Source organism: Erythrobacter aurantius, from assembly GCF_023823125.1.
Lineage (GTDB): Bacteria > Pseudomonadota > Alphaproteobacteria > Sphingomonadales > Sphingomonadaceae > Erythrobacter > Erythrobacter aurantius.
This window is the reverse complement of sequence record NZ_CP090949.1, coordinates 3,067,062-3,083,487: the sequence shown is the minus strand read 5'-3', so window position 1 is coordinate 3,083,487 and position 16,426 is coordinate 3,067,062. Positions and strand designations below refer to the sequence as shown.

Genomic DNA, 16,426 nt, shown 5'->3' with positions numbered 1-16,426 from the left:
GTCGATCAGATGAGCGCCACATTGCCTTGAGAGTCTATCTCCACGATGCGCCCAATTCGATTGTAGATTGTCGCATTTAGCTCAAAGCGTGATCGCCAATCTTGGGCATGGTCATCATCAAGGAGTGTGAACGTGGTGTCTTTGCCTTCAGCTGCCGCTGCGGGACCAATTCCAATTTGGATGCCGCCAAAATTCGTAAGAAAGAACCGATCGTGAAGGTCTTTCCCGCCCTCGATCTCCGCCCATTCAAAGAGCTGTAGCTTGAAGCCTGGCGGAATAAGGCCGGCCGTTAAGCCTGGCGCGTCCTTGGCAACCATATGATCGGGAGGCCTCGAATCATGAGTTCGATAGTGAATCCGAAGCGTCTTGTCGGAGAACCCTGCTGCCGCCAGTTTGGCAAGCAATGCAGCGATAGGACCCAAAAAATCCCCTTTGCTCGGCCGGAGGTCAAAGAATGGATCGACTACATCTATCTCCGTTGCAGGGGCTAAGAGAAAGAAGAGCGCGTCAGAAATCTCATCGGCCACGCGGTTCACATCTCGACTTCTCGACACCTTGAAGAGCGGGTGGTCGTCGTCGCAATCATCTGCCGTGAGTGCCTCGGCGCAACCAGTTGGCTTTTCCTTGCAAATGATCCCTCGGAATGGCCGGCTTGCATGCTCCCTCAACACGCTATCGATCCAATCTTCACCATTCTCAATTTTGCGCCCCAGATCGAAGACACGCGCTTTCTTGGTACTTTTCAGCCTTTCGATGATGCTTGAGATCTGGACGTCTGAAAGGTTTGCGTCCTTGGCCGCGGCGATAACCTTCTTTTCCCATTTCGAAGGCAAGCGAGAAATCAGGCGCCCCTTATCGAAACTAAACTTTTCAATGAGATATTTAAAGGTTGGCCAATCAGATCCAATAGCAGTGGGCTCTACGGCGTATTCGGAGTGCATTAGAAAAGCTCCTCCGCCCGTTCATCGAAAAAGCCACGAGGCCAACGATCAAGGAAGTCACCATCCTCACTGACTCGCAGTTTCTTGAATTGGGTCCCTTGGGTGTCGTTGTCGACGTAGATGACTGACAGGTCCCTTGATGTAAGACCTTTGAATCCAGGAGAAAGTTCGTTGTCGGTCTTCTCTCGAACACGCCGAAGAAGCCGGAGCATAAGGTGTTCACTGTGGGTCTCAATCAGCACTGTTCGTTCCGCGCCAATAGCGGGTTGAGGCCCTTGAGTTGCCTCAATGAATAGGTCTCCTAAGCCCACCTGAATTGCGGGATGGATATGCAATTCAGGTTGCTCGATCGCCACGAGGCCTTTTGGCTCCATGAGGCAGGCAACCACTACAGGCACCATCTGAGAAATGCCTACCCCTACGTCGCTAGGCGAAACCATGGTGCCCCGGTTAACGTCTACCAGAGCAATTTCTGTCGACGTTGGCATCGACATGTAGAGCTCTTGCAAGTCGCCCAGATCGTCTTCCTCGATCCCACGCTGGAACAGTTGATGAAAGCCGCTTGAGGTTGGAATCTGTTTCGATTGGATTTTGCTAAGGCGATACCCTGTTTGCAGCCGCTCGCTTGATGACATCCACCCATTTACAACGTCTAAGAGATCGTCGGTTGGTTGGGTGTAAAGTATATCCCAGGCAGCGAGTCCCTGAGCCCAACGCGATTCATCAGGTGAAAGTCGTGGCTTGTAGGCGCGGTTTGGGATTTCCCTGAGGGGGCCGATGTATGTCATCGTTGACAGGTAATCGCGAACAACTCTCACAGGTCCGAGCACCAACTCGTCGAGAAGCTCGGACAACCCTCGCCGGCGTTTCATCTCAATATCGATAGCTCTCTGAGTCTTCCCTGTTCCAGGCCTTTGGAAGAAGTCTGGTAAACTTGCTTCAGCTTCTGCAATGTCATCTGGATCAATGTCCCTGAGATCGACCTCCATTGGACGATCGATATTCGGCAGAGCACCGAATTCGGTCGCGACTGCAACAGCATAGGATGACTTTTCGACTTCTTCAGCGTCATAAATGGGTTCGAACTTGGAATCCCGAGAGTTGGTTGCGCTCAGTCGTTCTCTTAGTTGATTTCTTAGTGCACCGCTTACGCCGGAGCCAAGTTCGAGCGGCTTTCCTTGCAAGCCTGGGACCATAGACATCAGTCTTGAGAGGTCTAAAAACTGTTCTTTTAGCGGACTCTCTTTGTCATCTAGGTCAAGCTGTTCATCCTCAAGTGGATCGAGGATTGGTCTAAGAATAGGATGATCAAACGCGATGTTACACAAACGTGCGCGTCCTGGCTGCGCTGGTGAGACGATTTCGGCTAGGTGCTCGCCATCTATCTCGACTGAGATGGATGGCACATATGGACCGCCAGCGAGATCACTCCACCTGACCTCGATTTCAAGACCAATCTCTTGGACGACGGCATAGTCGCGGAGCTCGGTGTTCTCTCCTATTAGATAGCGAATACCCAGCTGCGAAAACTCATCATCCTTCCAGCGCACACCCGAATTCAAAGGGAGCAGATCGCTGCCCTGATCTTCGGAAAGGTCGAGGCGAGCCTTAATACGGATCGGCTGGCTCAGATCATGATTATGTACGAGCGTAGCAAAGCCACCGAGGTCCGTCAGACCACCAGCGATAGTTTGATCCGGGTCAGGATTGTTTCTTTCAAGAATCTCACGAAGGTAATGCAGAGCCTGAAGTATCGTGCTCTTGCCGGCACTGTTTGGGCCAAAAAGCAGCGTGATTGGTGCAAGGTCGATGCTTTGCTTCGCTCCTATGCCTTTGAAGTTCTCGATTTCGATATGACTGAGACGCATTTTCTGTTCCTACAGCTCGCCGTGAAACGCGCGCTGCGCAAGCGAGCCAAACAAGTCGTTCGCTTTTGCCGAAGCGGATCGGAGAGAGGCTACGAGCTCTTCATGCTGATGAACGACACACTCAAACTTTGCTTGTTCGTTATCGTCGGGGACGACAATCTCTACAGGGTAAATTCTGCTTCCAGAAATTAGCGGCTGAGCCGCTCGCCCGGCGTACTGATTAAGATCTGCAAATCGTAGAGCCCATTCGAGGTAGGTTCGGTTGATTGGAATCCTAAATTCCTTAACGTACAGGGCATTATCTGTAATCCAAGATTTTGGCTTGCTGACGTGAACAGCGCCGCAATAAACTCCCACTCTACCGATGACTATCTGCGGTTCCTCGAACATATATTCGGCGTGACAGCCATTGATGCCGTTGCCACCGTAAACAGGGTATTTTCCCTCTGGATCCATCATCCTTGCTGTGAGGCCATTGCCACTCGAAACCTTTATGATCTCTCCCAAAGGAATTTGCCGATAACCTCTCTGGTTCGTGACAGGATCTCCAAACATATCCAGGAATACTGACCGCAGAAACGCATCCGCCAAGCTGAGAGCTTCCTCACGCCTGCGGCGAATGGCGTCTGCCTTGTCGAGGATCGCAGCAATGCGTTGCTGTTCGCTGGTTGGAAGATCAGGAACCGGAAGCTCTCTTAGAACATCCAACTTGATCCCTTTGACTGTCGCGCCTTGGGCCCGGGAATTGAGGAACTCACTTTTTGAAACGAGGAAATGTAGTAGGAAGCGTCTGTCTATTGCTGCATTCGGCAAGAGCGCTTTGAGATCCTGATTGATGGCGATATCAATGTTGTTGATGGCGGCTTTTCCCACCGCCATGCGCGTTGGCACGATAATCGAGCCCGCAGGAATTAGGTTCGCGGACGAATTGTTTAGACCTGCTTCGGTGATCGTTTCGATTGTGCGATCTAGTGTCGTGGTCTTGAAATCCTTCACAGTCGCCCACGGGATAGGGCCATCCCAAAAAGTACTTTGAGCACGGCTGGGCGTTCCGCCGCCCTTAATTTCGACAAGGTCGCCCAAAGGGATTGTCGCAGTCATCCAAGTAGCCTCTCAAGTTCAACGAGATCTTCGCTGATCTCGTCGTTGAGGTCCTTCATGCGTTTGAGGATTTCTGCAGGAGGGTCATACGTTTCCTCCTCATAGATGAGTTCCTTGTATCGGCTAAGCGATAGGTCATAATTCGCCTCGCGAATGTCCTCCGCCGGCACGAAGAATGCCTTCTGGGTCCGATCTGTATCTTTGAGCGGATCACGGTTCTTCCAAGCTTCAAGACAGCCTGGCAGATCATTCGCTTCAACAGGATCGCGCTTGTCGTCTAGCGAGAAGCCGTCGGCCTCCACATCATAGAAGAAGACATTGTCGGTCCGGCCGCCCTTGGTGAATACCAGGATGCCAGTTGAGACACCAGCGTATGGCTTGAAGACCCCACTTGGCAGGGAGATCACCGCTTCGAGCTGGTTCTCATCGAGCAGCTGCCGGCGTAGCGCGACGTGCGCGGTCGACGAGCCAAAGAGCACGCCATCGGGCACAATCGTCGCTGACCGGCCGCCGGTCTTCAGCATGCGCAGAATGAGCACGAGGAAAAGGAGTTCGGTCTTCTTGGTCTTCACCTTCCGGAGAAGGCCGGGATCGACGTCCTCAAAATCAAGGCTTCCCTTAAACGGCGGATTGGCGAGTACTACATCGAACCCATTGCTCGCCGATTTTGGATATCGGTCGCTGAAGCTGCCGCTGAGAGTATCCTGATAGTGAATGTCAGGGTCATCCACGCCGTGCAGCATCATATTCATGGCCGCGATGCGCAGCATGGTGGCGTCGAAATCGAAGCCGTGAAACATCTCTTCGCGGATATGCTTGCGATGATCTTCGAGAAGATCGCCGGTGTAGATCTTCTCGACCGCTCCAGTTTCTGGATCCGTCTCCTCAATGATCCCTTCAGGGGAGGTGTTTTCCTTCAAAAGATACTGCATGGTCTCGACGAGGAAGCCACCCGTACCGGCAGAGGGGTCGCACACCGTCTCGGTTGGCTTCGGATCGAGGATCTCGACCATCAGTCGAATGATATGGCGTGGAGTGCGGAACTGCCCGTTTATGCCCGCCGTGGTGAGCTTGCTCAGCAGATACTCGTAGAGGTCACCTTTCGTGTCCCCTTCGGTCAGCGGCAGTTTGTCGATCATGTTGACCGCTTTCACCAGAAGGCTCGGCTTCTGGATCATTAACTGCGCGTCTTTCATGAACTCGGCGAAGGCCGTGCCGCTCGTGGAGGACTTGCGGAAGTGTGGGAAGACTTCATCGCGAACGAGCGGCAGCATCTCGTCAGCGCCAAGGTGCCGAAACTGTGACCAACGCAGCCTCTGCTCATTGTCATCAAAGCGCCGATTGAAGGGTTTTTGTGTCCGGCGCATGCGATTTTCATCACGCGTCTCATTGATGTCGAGCAGGCGTGCAAACATCAGGAAGGTGATCTGTTCGATCACCGTCAAGGGATTGGTAATCCCACCCTGCCAGAACTCCTGCCAAAGGGCGTCAATTTCGCGCTTGAGTTCACCAGTAATCATTATGCTTGCGTCCTTGCCTGCTCGCTACCGTCGGAGGTGCCGGGCGGTGCGAACTGATCGATGATCTCCATGAGTTCATCGATGTCTTGGGAGTTTTCAAAAACCCCGTCTGGTCCGTCGACATCGACGACCGTGAAGGGGGCTTCGTAGAGCTTCTCGCGGGTGATCGATCCATACCGAGAGATATGGTTCTTCAGAAGGCCTAGGAACTTCGTTTGCTTGGCCTTCAAGCTGGGATGCTTGCGCGCAAACTCGGCGAATTTTCCTTCGACCGCTTCCGGGTCGAGACCGATGATCGACCGGATTGTGAAATCGAGCGGTGCTGCCGTCGCAGCGAAGAATTCTTCGAGGATTTCGCGATTGGCTCCTGGCGACTGGACGAGCACTAGCGACACGAGTTTCTCGATATCAGCATCAGAGACCGGCTCTCCGCGGCGGATCTTCTTCAGCGTCGGGTTCTCATCGAAGTGCTTGCGAAGTTCGCCTTCGACGACCTGACGGTAAGCCTTCATATTGACGGCATTAAGAGCGACCTTTCGGCGTCCGGTTTGTACGCCAGTGGTCTCTTCGGTCACATCAATGATCTTTGGTGGCACCGGCGTACCAGTTGAACGCTCGCGGTAGCGCATGATCTCGCGCAGCGGCACGCGGACCGCTTCAAGCTTCTCGACCGTCAGATCTTCCCAGAAGTCATCCGATTTGACAGTCTTGATGATCTCGGCCTTTTCCCTAACCGGGTTCAGGTGCATCTGGAGTGAGCCGAGCCGGTCGAGCATTTCGATCTTCAGGTCGCCGATGCTGCTTGCATTGCGTAGAAGCGCGCTCTGCATACGCGTCATCAACAGGTCAAAGGCACTCGCGTCGCCATGACCCCGTATGTTTCGCCATTGCATGAGCGGCGCAATCGTATTGCGCAGGGCTGCCACGGTCGCTGGCGCGAAGGAGTTGAGTGTCTCGGGAGCTGCTAGCGATCGCTTCTCGCGCCATTTCTCGCGAACAGCGATCGACTCCTCAGGCAGATCGTTGATGTCTTGACCGATCAGTTCAATGACAGTCTCGAAAATGGCGGGCTCACTCTTGCGCAGCGCGAGCTCAGCGAGATTGATCCGTTCCTCAAAGACAAGCTGCATGAGCGACTTCGACTGAGTGGGTTCGGCCGGCTTGTATCCGGTCTCAAACCGTTCGAAATTGCCCCAGTGGTCAAAGATCCGGAATACGGTCTTGTGTTGGCCTGGTCCAAACAGGTCTTCACACAGGCGCGTGCCGCGGCCGATCATCTGCCAAAATTTCACAGGTGATTTGACCGGCTTTGCGAAAACCAGGTTCAAGATTTCAGGGATGTCGATGCCGGTATCGAGCATATCGACAGAGATCGCGATGGTAAGCTCATCGTTCTTGCCGTCGTCATTACCCTTGAAGTCATCGATCAGCTGCTCGGCGCGCGGATCATAGTTGTCGATGACCTGACAGAACCGGCCACCATACTGCGGGTACATTTCGTCAAAGAGCTGCCGGAGTAGGACTGCATGCTGGTGATTGCGCGCAAAGATAATGCTCTTACCCGGCGTTTGTCCGGTCGCATCGCGGAGCCCGTTTTCCATCAAGTTACGGAGGATCTCGCGGTTCGTATCCTTGTTGTAGATGACGCTGTCGATCTGCTCGGCGGCAAAATCATATTGTGAAGGGTCTTCTCCCTGTTCTTCGAGCTCCTTGATTTGCTCTGCCGTCAGGGTGTCGAGCGAAATTCCCTCGCGCATAAATTGCGTGGTATGCTCAAAGACTTCGAATGGCGTTAGCCATCCCTCGTTGACCGCTTCTTCAAGATCGTAATTGGCAGTCGGGAGCTGCCCTTCGCACTGGAAGAGATCGAAGGTGCTGCGCGTCACGAAATCGACAGGCGTTGCCGTCAGGCCAATCTGGAGGCTGTCGAAATAGGTGAAGATGTCACCATAGACATTGTAGATGCTTCGATGAGACTCATCAGCGATGATGAGGTCGAAGAAACCTACGTCGAAGGATTGGAATACCTTCTTCATCGCAGGATAGGTGGCCAAGAAGATGCGCTCTTTGGCCGAGCTATCGACGCGCCCGCTTACAATCTTGATGGGTTCTGAACCTAGAAAGTCGCCAAAGGCATTCTTCGCCTGTTTCCGGAGCTCACGGCGATCGCACAGGAACAGGACGCGTTTGACCCACCCGGCGCGAATGAGAAGATCGGTCAAGGCAATGGCAACGCGTGTTTTGCCGGTGCCAGTCGCCTGGACCACAAGCGCCTTGCGATGCTTGTTGGTGAAACGTTCTGAGACGCGCTTGATTGCCTCAATCTGGTATAGGCGGTTTACGACATCTTCGCGCGGCTCAAGGGTGTTGAGAGCCTTGCGACTCTCGCGTTGGAACTTGACCAGATATTGCAGGCTGTCCTTCGAATAATATCCGTAGACCTTGCGCGGCGGGTACCCGCCAGCATCGTCCCACATCCAGATATCATAGCCATTGGTGTAAAAAATGATCGGCCGTTGGCCATGCGCCTCCTCAAGCCCGTCAGCGTAGAGTTTGGCCTGCTGTCGCCCCAGCTCAGGATCAACTGCAGTTTTCTTCGCTTCGATAACCGCAAGGGGAGTGCCGTCGTCATCCCACAGGACATAGTCGGCATATCCAAGGCCGCTTGTAGTGGGCTGAGAAGGGACTTCGATCTCTTTGCCCACTTCACTCGTACTGGCATCGCCGTTAGCGACATCCCAGCCCGCCGCTGCGATCAGGCTGTCGATGATGCGCTGGCGAGTGGTTGCCTCGTCGAACCCGAGGAGGTTCGCACTCTTCTCGGCGACCCATGCCATTTCTTCAAATTTGTTAAAGGCTGCCGGCTGCAGTGGCTCCATTGCCGGTGCATAGGAGGCCATCAAATCTTCTTCCGGCTCCTCGAATTCCGCAGAAGAACTCTTGAGCGCGCTCAACTCTTCGGCAGCAACGGTTGCCTTCCTGGCATCCTCCAGCTCCTGAAGAAGTTTCTCCATCTGCGCTTCTTGGCTGGCCAGCCTTTCGAGTAGCTCACGCTTTTCGCGTTTGAGCCGACCTTTGGTCTCGCCGCCAGGCGTCTGAGGAACCTCGGAGAACTGCGGAAGATCGGCCGGTTGACCCTTGTTCGCTTGAATGTAAGCCCAGCTGCCGAGTTCAAATGCTTCTCTGATAAGCCAGACCGCATCTCTGGTGTTGGACTGCGCGCCGTGCGCGGCTTTGTTTCCATACATACGCAGCGCATGAAGCTTAGTAACCACGCTCCGGGGCACGATGCTGGCAAATGGCTCGCCCTCCAGTAGGTCGATGAAGTTGGCTTGCTCGGGCCGTGGGAGTTTCAGATCTCGATAGAGGTCCTTGGTGAGATTCTCCGCAAAAAGCCTGAGCTTCACTAGCGCGCTCGCTGGATCAGCATAGGCATAGGCCTCAGCGAAACCACCGAGGTCTGCCAGCTCCTTCCAGTCTGGGCGCAAAAATTCGAAGTTCGCAGATTTCACGTCAAGAATTCCTTGCCGGACCAATAAGCAAACGCCGTGCCAAAGTCATGCAATGTTGAGCTTTTCGAGCCAATACGTCACATTTTGCGCGTTCTTAAGGCCGAGCAGCTTGGCAGCCTTGGCCTTATTCTCGCCAGCCTTCTCAAGCGCTCGCTCCAGGTAATGGCGCCTCACTTGGTCGATCTTATCGTCGAGCTTAAACCCTTCATAAAGCTCCTGATTCAGAACGATGTCGGAAGGGCTGGCGCTGCTGGGCACGTTCCGAATTGCTCGACGCATGTCATCTCCGCTGATCTCATCGCCATCTGCGAACAGTGTCGCCCGTTTGATTGTATTGAGAAGCTCTCGGACATTCCCGGGCCACGAATGCTCTAGGACAAGTTTTTTTGCGGAAGCAGAAAATTTCTTCTGCCTGTATCCAGGCTCTTCCCTGGCTGATCGATTGACTTGTTCAAGCAGGCGCTCCGCCAAGAGCCAGATATCTCCCTCGCGCTCTCTGAGGGGCGGAAGGTCCAGTGTCGCAATGGCCAGTCTGTAATAGAGGTCTTCGCGGAAGTTCCCTTCGACAACTTCCGACATAAGATTGCGATTGGTCGCTGCAATAATGCGCACATCGACCTTCCGCGATTTATCCCCGCCAACAGGCGTTATCTCGCCTTCTTGCAATGCTCGCAGGAGCTTGACCTGCGCCGCAAGGGGTAGCTCACCGATTTCGTCGAGAAAGAGCGTTCCGCCATTTGCGGCTTCAAATGCGCCTTTGCGCTCCTTAAGCGCCCCAGTGAATGCCCCCTTAGTGTGACCGAAGAATTCGGACTCGACCAGTTCTGAAGGGATGGCGCCGCAATTGACCACATGGAAGGTCGCAGAGCGTCGCGGACTGCTATTATGAATCGCTCGTGCGAAGAGCTCTTTACCTGTCCCCGTCTCCCCTTCAATCAATACCGGCAAGTTCCGCAATGCCGCCTTCTTAGCATCGCGAACTCTGCGCTCCATCTCCGCGCTTCGATAGTTGATGTCATAGAAACTCGCAGCCTCAGGCGGCTTCTCTCCACTCTCTTCCAGCCTGCGCTTGTCATGCGCAGAGAAAAGATCGGGAATGAACTCCGCGGCTATGTCGAACGGAATATCAGGTTCTTTGACGCCCTCTTCTGGCGATGACTGGATCAGGCGTGCTGTGGTCCTGGTCCTTGCCAAGATGATCCAGACTGCTGCCATGGCCGGCGTACCAGGGCTGAGATGGATCGTTAATTGGTCGGTGCTGCCGTATTGGGCGGCGAAGTCGTCCAGCACGCGCTTTGCTAACTGGTAGATCTCGCGGAAATTCGTCGGGCTCGAGAGTTTTGCCTTCTCAATCTTTGGCTGAGGCACGCCATTGCGGACAAGCCATTCCGAATAGGCTTTGACGTCTTCGTCCTTGTAGTTGGCAAGCAAGATGACCTGCTCATAGTCGCCAACAGCAAGGGCCCCGCCGATTGGCCCTGCAAGCCCCTCGTCGTTCCGCGAGGAGTTGAGGTCTGCGTTTCCGATCCAGGCCAAGAGAGTGCGCATGCTGACTGCGTAACATTTTTCTCCTAAACCACAAGAAATTTTACGATTTGGTTGTTGGAAAATTTGCGGCCTTATTTGCGCTGCATTGAGCGACAAGACTTTTAAACATGTAAAAGCAATCAGTTATAGAAATTCGCCTTTGGAGATCAGGCTTCTTCTCAAGTTTGGCACGCTCCCTGCAGAGTTGGGGGCATGACGCAAAAAACTTCATCCGAACCGCTCAGCGACGTCATTGTCAGCTTTGTAAAGCAACTGCTGGCTGCCGACTACAACGCCGCTGAAATCAGCTTCACCCTCTCTCAGGAAGCAATGGTCCTGGGTCTGGACGCTGCGCCCAATCCTGAGCTCGCGATGGTCGTGGTGATGGATGGGGTGAAGTCCGGATGCGCGAGCAAGCTTGCCGCCGACGAAGACCAATCAACCCAAGAACAGCAACCCGACACGGCGCCGACCGCGGCGACGGTACACTAGGAGAACGCGCATGAACCGTCCCAGCCGAATTAAGCAGCTCTATCACGAGATCCGCGAGTCTTTGGGCTCTGAGATCTCCTCAAAGGAAGCTCTGCAACTGGCGGCGCATCTTGTTGATGTTGCCGACGGCCGGGACGTCATGCCCCTCGGTTCATTCCGCGACCAGCCGGCGACTTTCGAGGAGTTGCCAGTCGACCAGGCCATGGCCTCCGGCGACGGATGGCAAGTGTTTTACGGGGAGAGTGACATCGTCCGCTCCCTCTTCGGTGGCGATGAGCCATCATATCGGCGCAAGCCGCCATACCAAGCAATCGAGATGGAGCTAGCAGCATGAAGAACCAACGATACGGAATAGCGATGGCCGTGAAGGAGCACCTTCACGGTGGGAACCCGATTACACGCCTAGAAGCGCTTGTCCTTTTCGGTGTTTCGAACCTCACCGATGTCATCAGCGAGATGCGCAAAGAAGGATGGACCATTGAATCGAGGCCTGTCCCGTTCGCTGCCGCCGTGAAGCGCGTGAATGAATACGCGGTCCTCGAACCACCCAAGAACCTGCCGGTGCGTGAGATCCAGCTGACCGAATACTGGATGAGTAAGTGAGACGATGTTTCAGCAAACGACAGCGAAAAATCCTCGCGCTCATTTCTGGCGGTCAGTGCGATGCCTGCGGCTGCAAGCTGCGTCGCGACTTTCACGCCGACCACATTTTCCCCTTCTCGAAGGGGGGCAAGACCATCACCAAGAACGGGCAAGCTTTGTGCCCGACCTGCAATCTCAAGAAGGGCAATAAGTCGATGACTATGAAACTCCGCCATTGGCAGGCCGAAGCCCTCAACAAGGCTCTCACCTGGTTGCTCTCGAGCGAAGGTGACCGCCACTTCATCATCAATGCCGCGCCTGGTGCCGGCAAAACCATTGCAGCCTGCACTATCGCACAGGAGCTGATCACCCGCGGCGAGATCGACCGGGTTGTGGTCATCGCACCGCGCGCTGAAGTGGTGAACCAGTGGTCGGCTGATTTTCAGCGAGTGACCGGGCGCTTCATGAGCAAGGTCACGGGATCCGACGGTGATATCGATGCCCTTGGCATTGATGTCTGCTCGACTTGGGCAGCTGTGCAGGGGCTGCAAGATGGCTTCCAAGCTATCTGCAACTCTGCTCGCACGCTTGTCATCTGCGACGAGCACCATCACGCTGCGGTTGAGGCTGCTTGGGGAAGCAGCGCAGACAGCGCCTTTGCTAAAGCAAAGCATGTTCTGGTATTGACCGGCACACCGATCCGTTCCGATGGCGAGCGCTCTATCTGGCTCGCATACGATGATGCCGGGGCGATCGATCATCCTGAGGGCGGCACTTACACGCTCACATATGGTGAGGCAGTTGACCTTGAATACTGCCGTCCTGTCACCTTTCACAAGCATGAGGGGCATTTCACGGTCGACCTGGACGGAGGTGAGAGTGTCGAAGTCGCCAGCCATAAACCCGCTGAGCTGACCAAGGAGCTTAAGCGTATCCCTGGTCTGCAAAGCGCGTTGGATTTTTACCGCCTCGCTTGCACCCCTCAGTACGAGGCAGATGGGGTGACGCCCTTGATGACTGGCTACCAGGCAACCATGCTGGAGTGGGGCAGCCGCAAGCTGGACGACCTTCGCCTGCGCATGCCCGATGCCGGTGGTCTGGTGATCGCGCCCAACATTGAGATGGCTGAGTATATGGCCAAGCTCATCGAAGCGATCGAGGGCGAAGCGCCCATGATTGTTCACAGCCAGATGAACAATCCGGACGCGCGGATCAAAGCGTTTCGCAACACCGATAAGCGCTGGATTGTCTCGGTGGCGATGATTTCGGAAGGCGTCGATATCAAGCGCCTTCGGGTTCTAGTCCACTTGCCAAATGCGCTCACTGAGTTGGCTTTCCGCCAGGCAATCGGACGCGTTGTGCGCACGCAAGGTCACGATGACGATACCCGCGCTTATGTGGTCATGCCTTGCACCGAAACCTTCGAGGCTTACGCACGTCGCATCGAGCAGGAAATGTCGCCAGGCAAGCGCAAAGACCCAGGCACGCCGAAAACGAAGAAATGCCCAGCTTGTCACAGCGAATGCGACATCACGGCGGCTGAATGTGATTGTTGCGGCCATGTGTTTCCAACCCATGGCGGACCTAAGTTTAAGGCATGCAGTGATTGCGGTGCCTTGAATCCGGTCGCGGCGACTAATTGCCACGCATGCGGTACATCCTTCGGCACCTCTTTCTCGCTCAGCCTGGATGACGCACTGCGAACTGGTGCCATTGTCCGCGGCATGGAGCTGGACGAAGCCGAGGTCGCAGCCGGTGAGACTATGGCCGGCCCCGTCCGCCGCGACGTGCTCAAGTCAGGCGATAGCACGCTCATTCGCCTTTATCGGCAGCTTCCTGACGAAAGCCTCGCGCGGTTCTTGAAGATCGCTGAGCACGCGAGGGGTGAGGCTTGAGGAGCACGCCATGCCAAAGAAGTCACAAGAGCATTCGAAACGCCGGAACGCGTTCGCCGCATTGCTGAGCACAGGGCCGTATCGACCAAAGCGTGTCAATGTGAAGACTGCTTACCGGCGCAAACCGAAGCATGTTCAATCGGCGGATCTGAGAGAGGAGAATTGGGTATGACCATGGATGATCTGCACAGCTTCTCCCTCTCGGAGATCTTGAGGGACGAGGCGGAAAAGTACGTTGAGGATTTTAAGGTGCTGCGGCGCCTGGCGATCCCCGATCAAATCCATCGGCTCGAAGGCGCCGTCATCAAGACCGGCTTGGTTGTTGATGTCGAATCCACGGGTCTGTCGCTGGAAGACGATGATGTCGTCCAGCTTGGGCTGCTGCCGTTTTCCTATGATGCCGCGACAGGCAAGATCCTGACAGTCCATAAGGATAAGGCCTTTGTGGGTTTGAGGGAGCCGGCAGTCCCTATGTCGGCCGAAGCAAGTTTGATTACTGGGATCAAGAACGATGACCTCGCCGGCAAACAGATCGATGAGACCCAGGTCACTCGCCTCGTGGAAGGTGCAGATCTCATCATCGCCCATAATGCTGCATTCGATCGGCCGATGGTTGAGAAGCTGTGGAAGTGTTTTGAAGCCAAACCCTGGGCTTGCACACTCGCAGATGTCGATTGGCTAGCCGAGGGCTTCGCTGCCGGAAAACTCGACTACCTCGGAATGCAGTTCGGCTGGTTCTATGACGGTCATGATGCTCTCGCTGATTGCGAAGCCTGTCTCGCGCTTCTGACGCGTACGCTTCCGAAATCTGGGCAGCTGGTCATGAATGTGCTGCGCAAGAATGCACAACGCCAGGAACATCTGGTCAGGGCAGTAGGAGCTGACTTTGAGAAAAAGGAGCAGTTGAAGCGCCGCCGCTATCAGTGGCGCGCGCAGGACACTCAGTTCGGCAAATTCTGGTGGACCATCACCGACGATCTGCCTGGAGAGTCGGCTTGGCTTCAGGACGAAATCTACGGTGACAAACGAGCCATTAAGGCATCGCCTGTGCCTGCAACGATGCGCTTTTCTAACCGTATTTGGGAGCTGAGCTGATGGCTAACGACACGCCAGTAACCGCGGCCATGCTCTACGACCTGGTGCAATGTCCGCATCGCCCAACGATGGACCTTTTTGGGGACCCAGCAGAGCGCGACGAAATCAACCCGTTCATACAGCTCCTTTGGGAAAAGGGTAATGCTTATGAGGCCGAAGTGGTGGCTTGCGTCGGCCTGCCCCTTATGGATCTGTCTGGAAAGCCCGGAGTCCAGCGAGAGCGCCTGACGGCAGAGGCCATGGAGCAAAAGGTCCCGCTTATCTATGCTGGTCGGATCTGCGCAGATGACTTGTTGGGTGATCCTGATCTCCTGCGGCTGGAGGGCGACAAATACATCGCAGGCGATATCAAGTCAGGTGGCGGCGAAGAGGGCCCCGAGGACTCGGCCTCGCTCAAGAAGCACTATGGTGTGCAGCTCGCGCTCTACACCGATATCCTAGAGCGCAAAGGATTGTCCGCCTCCAGGCGCCCGTTTGTGTGGGACGTTCATGGTGACGAGATCACCTATGACCTGAATGAGCCGCAGGGAATACGGAACCCGTGGACCGTTTGGGAGCTCTACCAGCGCACCCTCGCGGAGGCGCGTGGGATTATCGCGCAATCACAACAAACCAAGGCTGCCTACGGCGCGCCGTGCAAGCTTTGCCACTGGCATTCGGCATGCTTGAAAGAGCTTGATACCGCGAAAGACTTGACCTTGCTTCCAGAGCTTGGGCGAGCGAAGCGCGATGTGCTGATCGAGGAGTTTGAAACCATCGAGCATCTCGCCGGAGCTGACGTCGAAGCATTCGTGCGGGGCAAGAAGACTGTCTTTTCAGGTATTGGGCCTGACACCCTGCGCAAGTTTCGCGCCCGTGCGGAGCTCGTGTCGTCGGAGTCAGGAGATCCTTACCTGACCAAGCCTGTCGCATTCCCGACTGCAGAGATTGAACTCTTCTTCGATATCGAAGTCGATCCGATGCGTGACCACTGCTACCTGCATGGTTTCGTTGAACGACGGGATGGGGATGAAGCGAGCGAACGCTACTTTGCCTTCATAACTGAGGATATCAGTTCGGCGGAAGAGGAGCGGGCGTTTCGTGAGGCATGGCATTTCATCCAAGAGCGGCAACCATGCGCGATCTATTACTATTCGAAGTACGAGCGGACGATCTGGCGACAGCTTCAAGAGAAGTATCCGTCAGTCTGTTCGGCGGAGGAGATTGAAGAGCTTTTCGATCCAGCCCAGTCGGTCGATCTCTATTTCGACGTTGTGAGGAAGTCGACCGAGTGGCCCACCCGAGACCACTCCATCAAGACCTTGGCCAAATACCTTGGCTTCAATTGGCGTGATACCCATCCGTCAGGAGCTGCCTCGATCGAATGGTTTGATCGCTGGATTACGACCGGCGACGATGAGATCAAGCAGCGTATTCTCGATTACAATGAGGATGACTGTATTGCGACGCGAGTACTGCTAGATGGTATTAAGGAGCTCATCGTGAAATGACGATTAGACCAGCCACAGATCCTTATTGGGTCCCGAGTAGCCTTCACGCGCATTGGCTGAAGCATCCAAAAGGAAAGCATGGCGACTGTTCCTTTTGGGACTCGTTGAGTCTGTCGGGGGAAACGTCAAAAGAGGAATATGAGCGTTATTCGATTAACGTGCCTCGCACATGTTGGCTCATTTTTGCTGCCACTCAGGTAAACCCACAGTTCCAGCCACGCAGCCGCCACCATGTGAACGATGATCTGGTCAAAACAATCACTGATTTGGAGTCAGCGCCTCCGAAACTTTCAGACGGCAAGATTGCAACCTGCTACCACGATCACAGTCATTCTGGCGGTTCCTGCCAAGCATCGGACCCCAATGTGAATGAGCGGAGACTTCGCCATCTAAGACGTCTCAG

At 54.8% G+C, this 16,426-nt stretch carries 12 protein-coding genes; 6 read left to right on the top strand and 6 right to left on the bottom strand.

Annotation, left to right across the window (positions count from 1 at the left end):
* Positions 1-5 precede the first annotated feature (5 nt).
* The 6 genes from L1K66_RS14700 to L1K66_RS14675 are packed head-to-tail and all read right to left on the bottom strand — an operon-like array spanning position 6 to position 10,586.
* Complete coding sequence (locus L1K66_RS14700) at positions 6-941, bottom strand: hypothetical protein (RefSeq protein ID WP_252258540.1); 936 nt, start codon at positions 939-941, stop codon at positions 6-8.
* Positions 941-2,809, bottom strand: a complete 1,869-nt coding sequence (locus L1K66_RS14695) for an AAA family ATPase (protein ID WP_252258539.1) — start codon at positions 2,807-2,809, stop codon at positions 941-943. Before L1K66_RS14695 ends, L1K66_RS14700 begins: the two co-directional genes overlap by 1 nt.
* 9 nt (positions 2,810-2,818) lie before the next feature.
* Positions 2,819-3,910, bottom strand: a complete 1,092-nt coding sequence (locus L1K66_RS14690) for a restriction endonuclease subunit S (RefSeq protein WP_252258538.1) — start codon at positions 3,908-3,910, stop codon at positions 2,819-2,821.
* Positions 3,907-5,430 carry a type I restriction-modification system subunit M gene (locus L1K66_RS14685; protein ID WP_252258537.1) on the bottom strand — a complete coding sequence of 508 codons (1,524 nt, stop codon included), beginning with the start codon at positions 5,428-5,430 and terminating at the stop codon, positions 3,907-3,909. Before L1K66_RS14685 ends, L1K66_RS14690 begins: the two co-directional genes overlap by 4 nt.
* Positions 5,430-8,942, bottom strand: coding sequence for a DEAD/DEAH box helicase family protein (locus L1K66_RS14680; RefSeq protein ID WP_252258536.1), 3,513 nt, complete (start codon positions 8,940-8,942; stop codon positions 5,430-5,432). The genes L1K66_RS14685 and L1K66_RS14680 overlap by 1 nt, the downstream gene beginning before the upstream one ends.
* A 45-nt stretch (positions 8,943-8,987) precedes the next feature.
* Positions 8,988-10,586, bottom strand: coding sequence for a sigma-54 interaction domain-containing protein (locus tag L1K66_RS14675; protein WP_252258535.1), 1,599 nt, complete (start codon positions 10,584-10,586; stop codon positions 8,988-8,990).
* A gap of 96 nt (positions 10,587-10,682) precedes the next feature.
* Here L1K66_RS14675 and L1K66_RS14670 point away from each other — a divergent pair, with 96 nt between their 5' ends.
* The 6 genes from L1K66_RS14670 to L1K66_RS14645 all read left to right on the top strand — a co-directional run bounded on the left by L1K66_RS14670 (position 10,683) and on the right by L1K66_RS14645 (position 16,023).
* On the top strand, positions 10,683-10,961 hold the full coding sequence (locus L1K66_RS14670) for a hypothetical protein (RefSeq protein WP_252258534.1): 279 nt from the start codon (positions 10,683-10,685) through the stop codon (positions 10,959-10,961).
* A gap of 10 nt (positions 10,962-10,971) precedes the next feature.
* A complete protein-coding gene (locus L1K66_RS14665) occupies positions 10,972-11,295 on the top strand; it encodes a hypothetical protein (RefSeq protein WP_252258533.1) in 324 nt (107 codons plus the stop codon).
* The gene (locus tag L1K66_RS14660; RefSeq protein WP_252258532.1) at positions 11,292-11,564 is read left to right on the top strand and encodes a helix-turn-helix domain-containing protein; all 273 of its coding nucleotides are present in this window, start codon (positions 11,292-11,294) and stop codon (positions 11,562-11,564) included. Before L1K66_RS14665 ends, L1K66_RS14660 begins: the two co-directional genes overlap by 4 nt.
* The gene (locus tag L1K66_RS14655; RefSeq protein ID WP_252258531.1) at positions 11,561-13,438 is read left to right on the top strand and encodes a DEAD/DEAH box helicase family protein; all 1,878 of its coding nucleotides are present in this window, start codon (positions 11,561-11,563) and stop codon (positions 13,436-13,438) included. Before L1K66_RS14660 ends, L1K66_RS14655 begins: the two co-directional genes overlap by 4 nt.
* A gap of 168 nt (positions 13,439-13,606) precedes the next feature.
* A complete protein-coding gene (locus tag L1K66_RS14650; protein WP_252258530.1) occupies positions 13,607-14,533 on the top strand; it encodes a 3'-5' exonuclease in 927 nt (308 codons plus the stop codon).
* Positions 14,533-16,023, top strand: a complete 1,491-nt coding sequence (locus tag L1K66_RS14645; protein WP_252258529.1) for a TM0106 family RecB-like putative nuclease — start codon at positions 14,533-14,535, stop codon at positions 16,021-16,023. Before L1K66_RS14650 ends, L1K66_RS14645 begins: the two co-directional genes overlap by 1 nt.
* Positions 16,024-16,426: the final 403 nt, after the last annotated feature.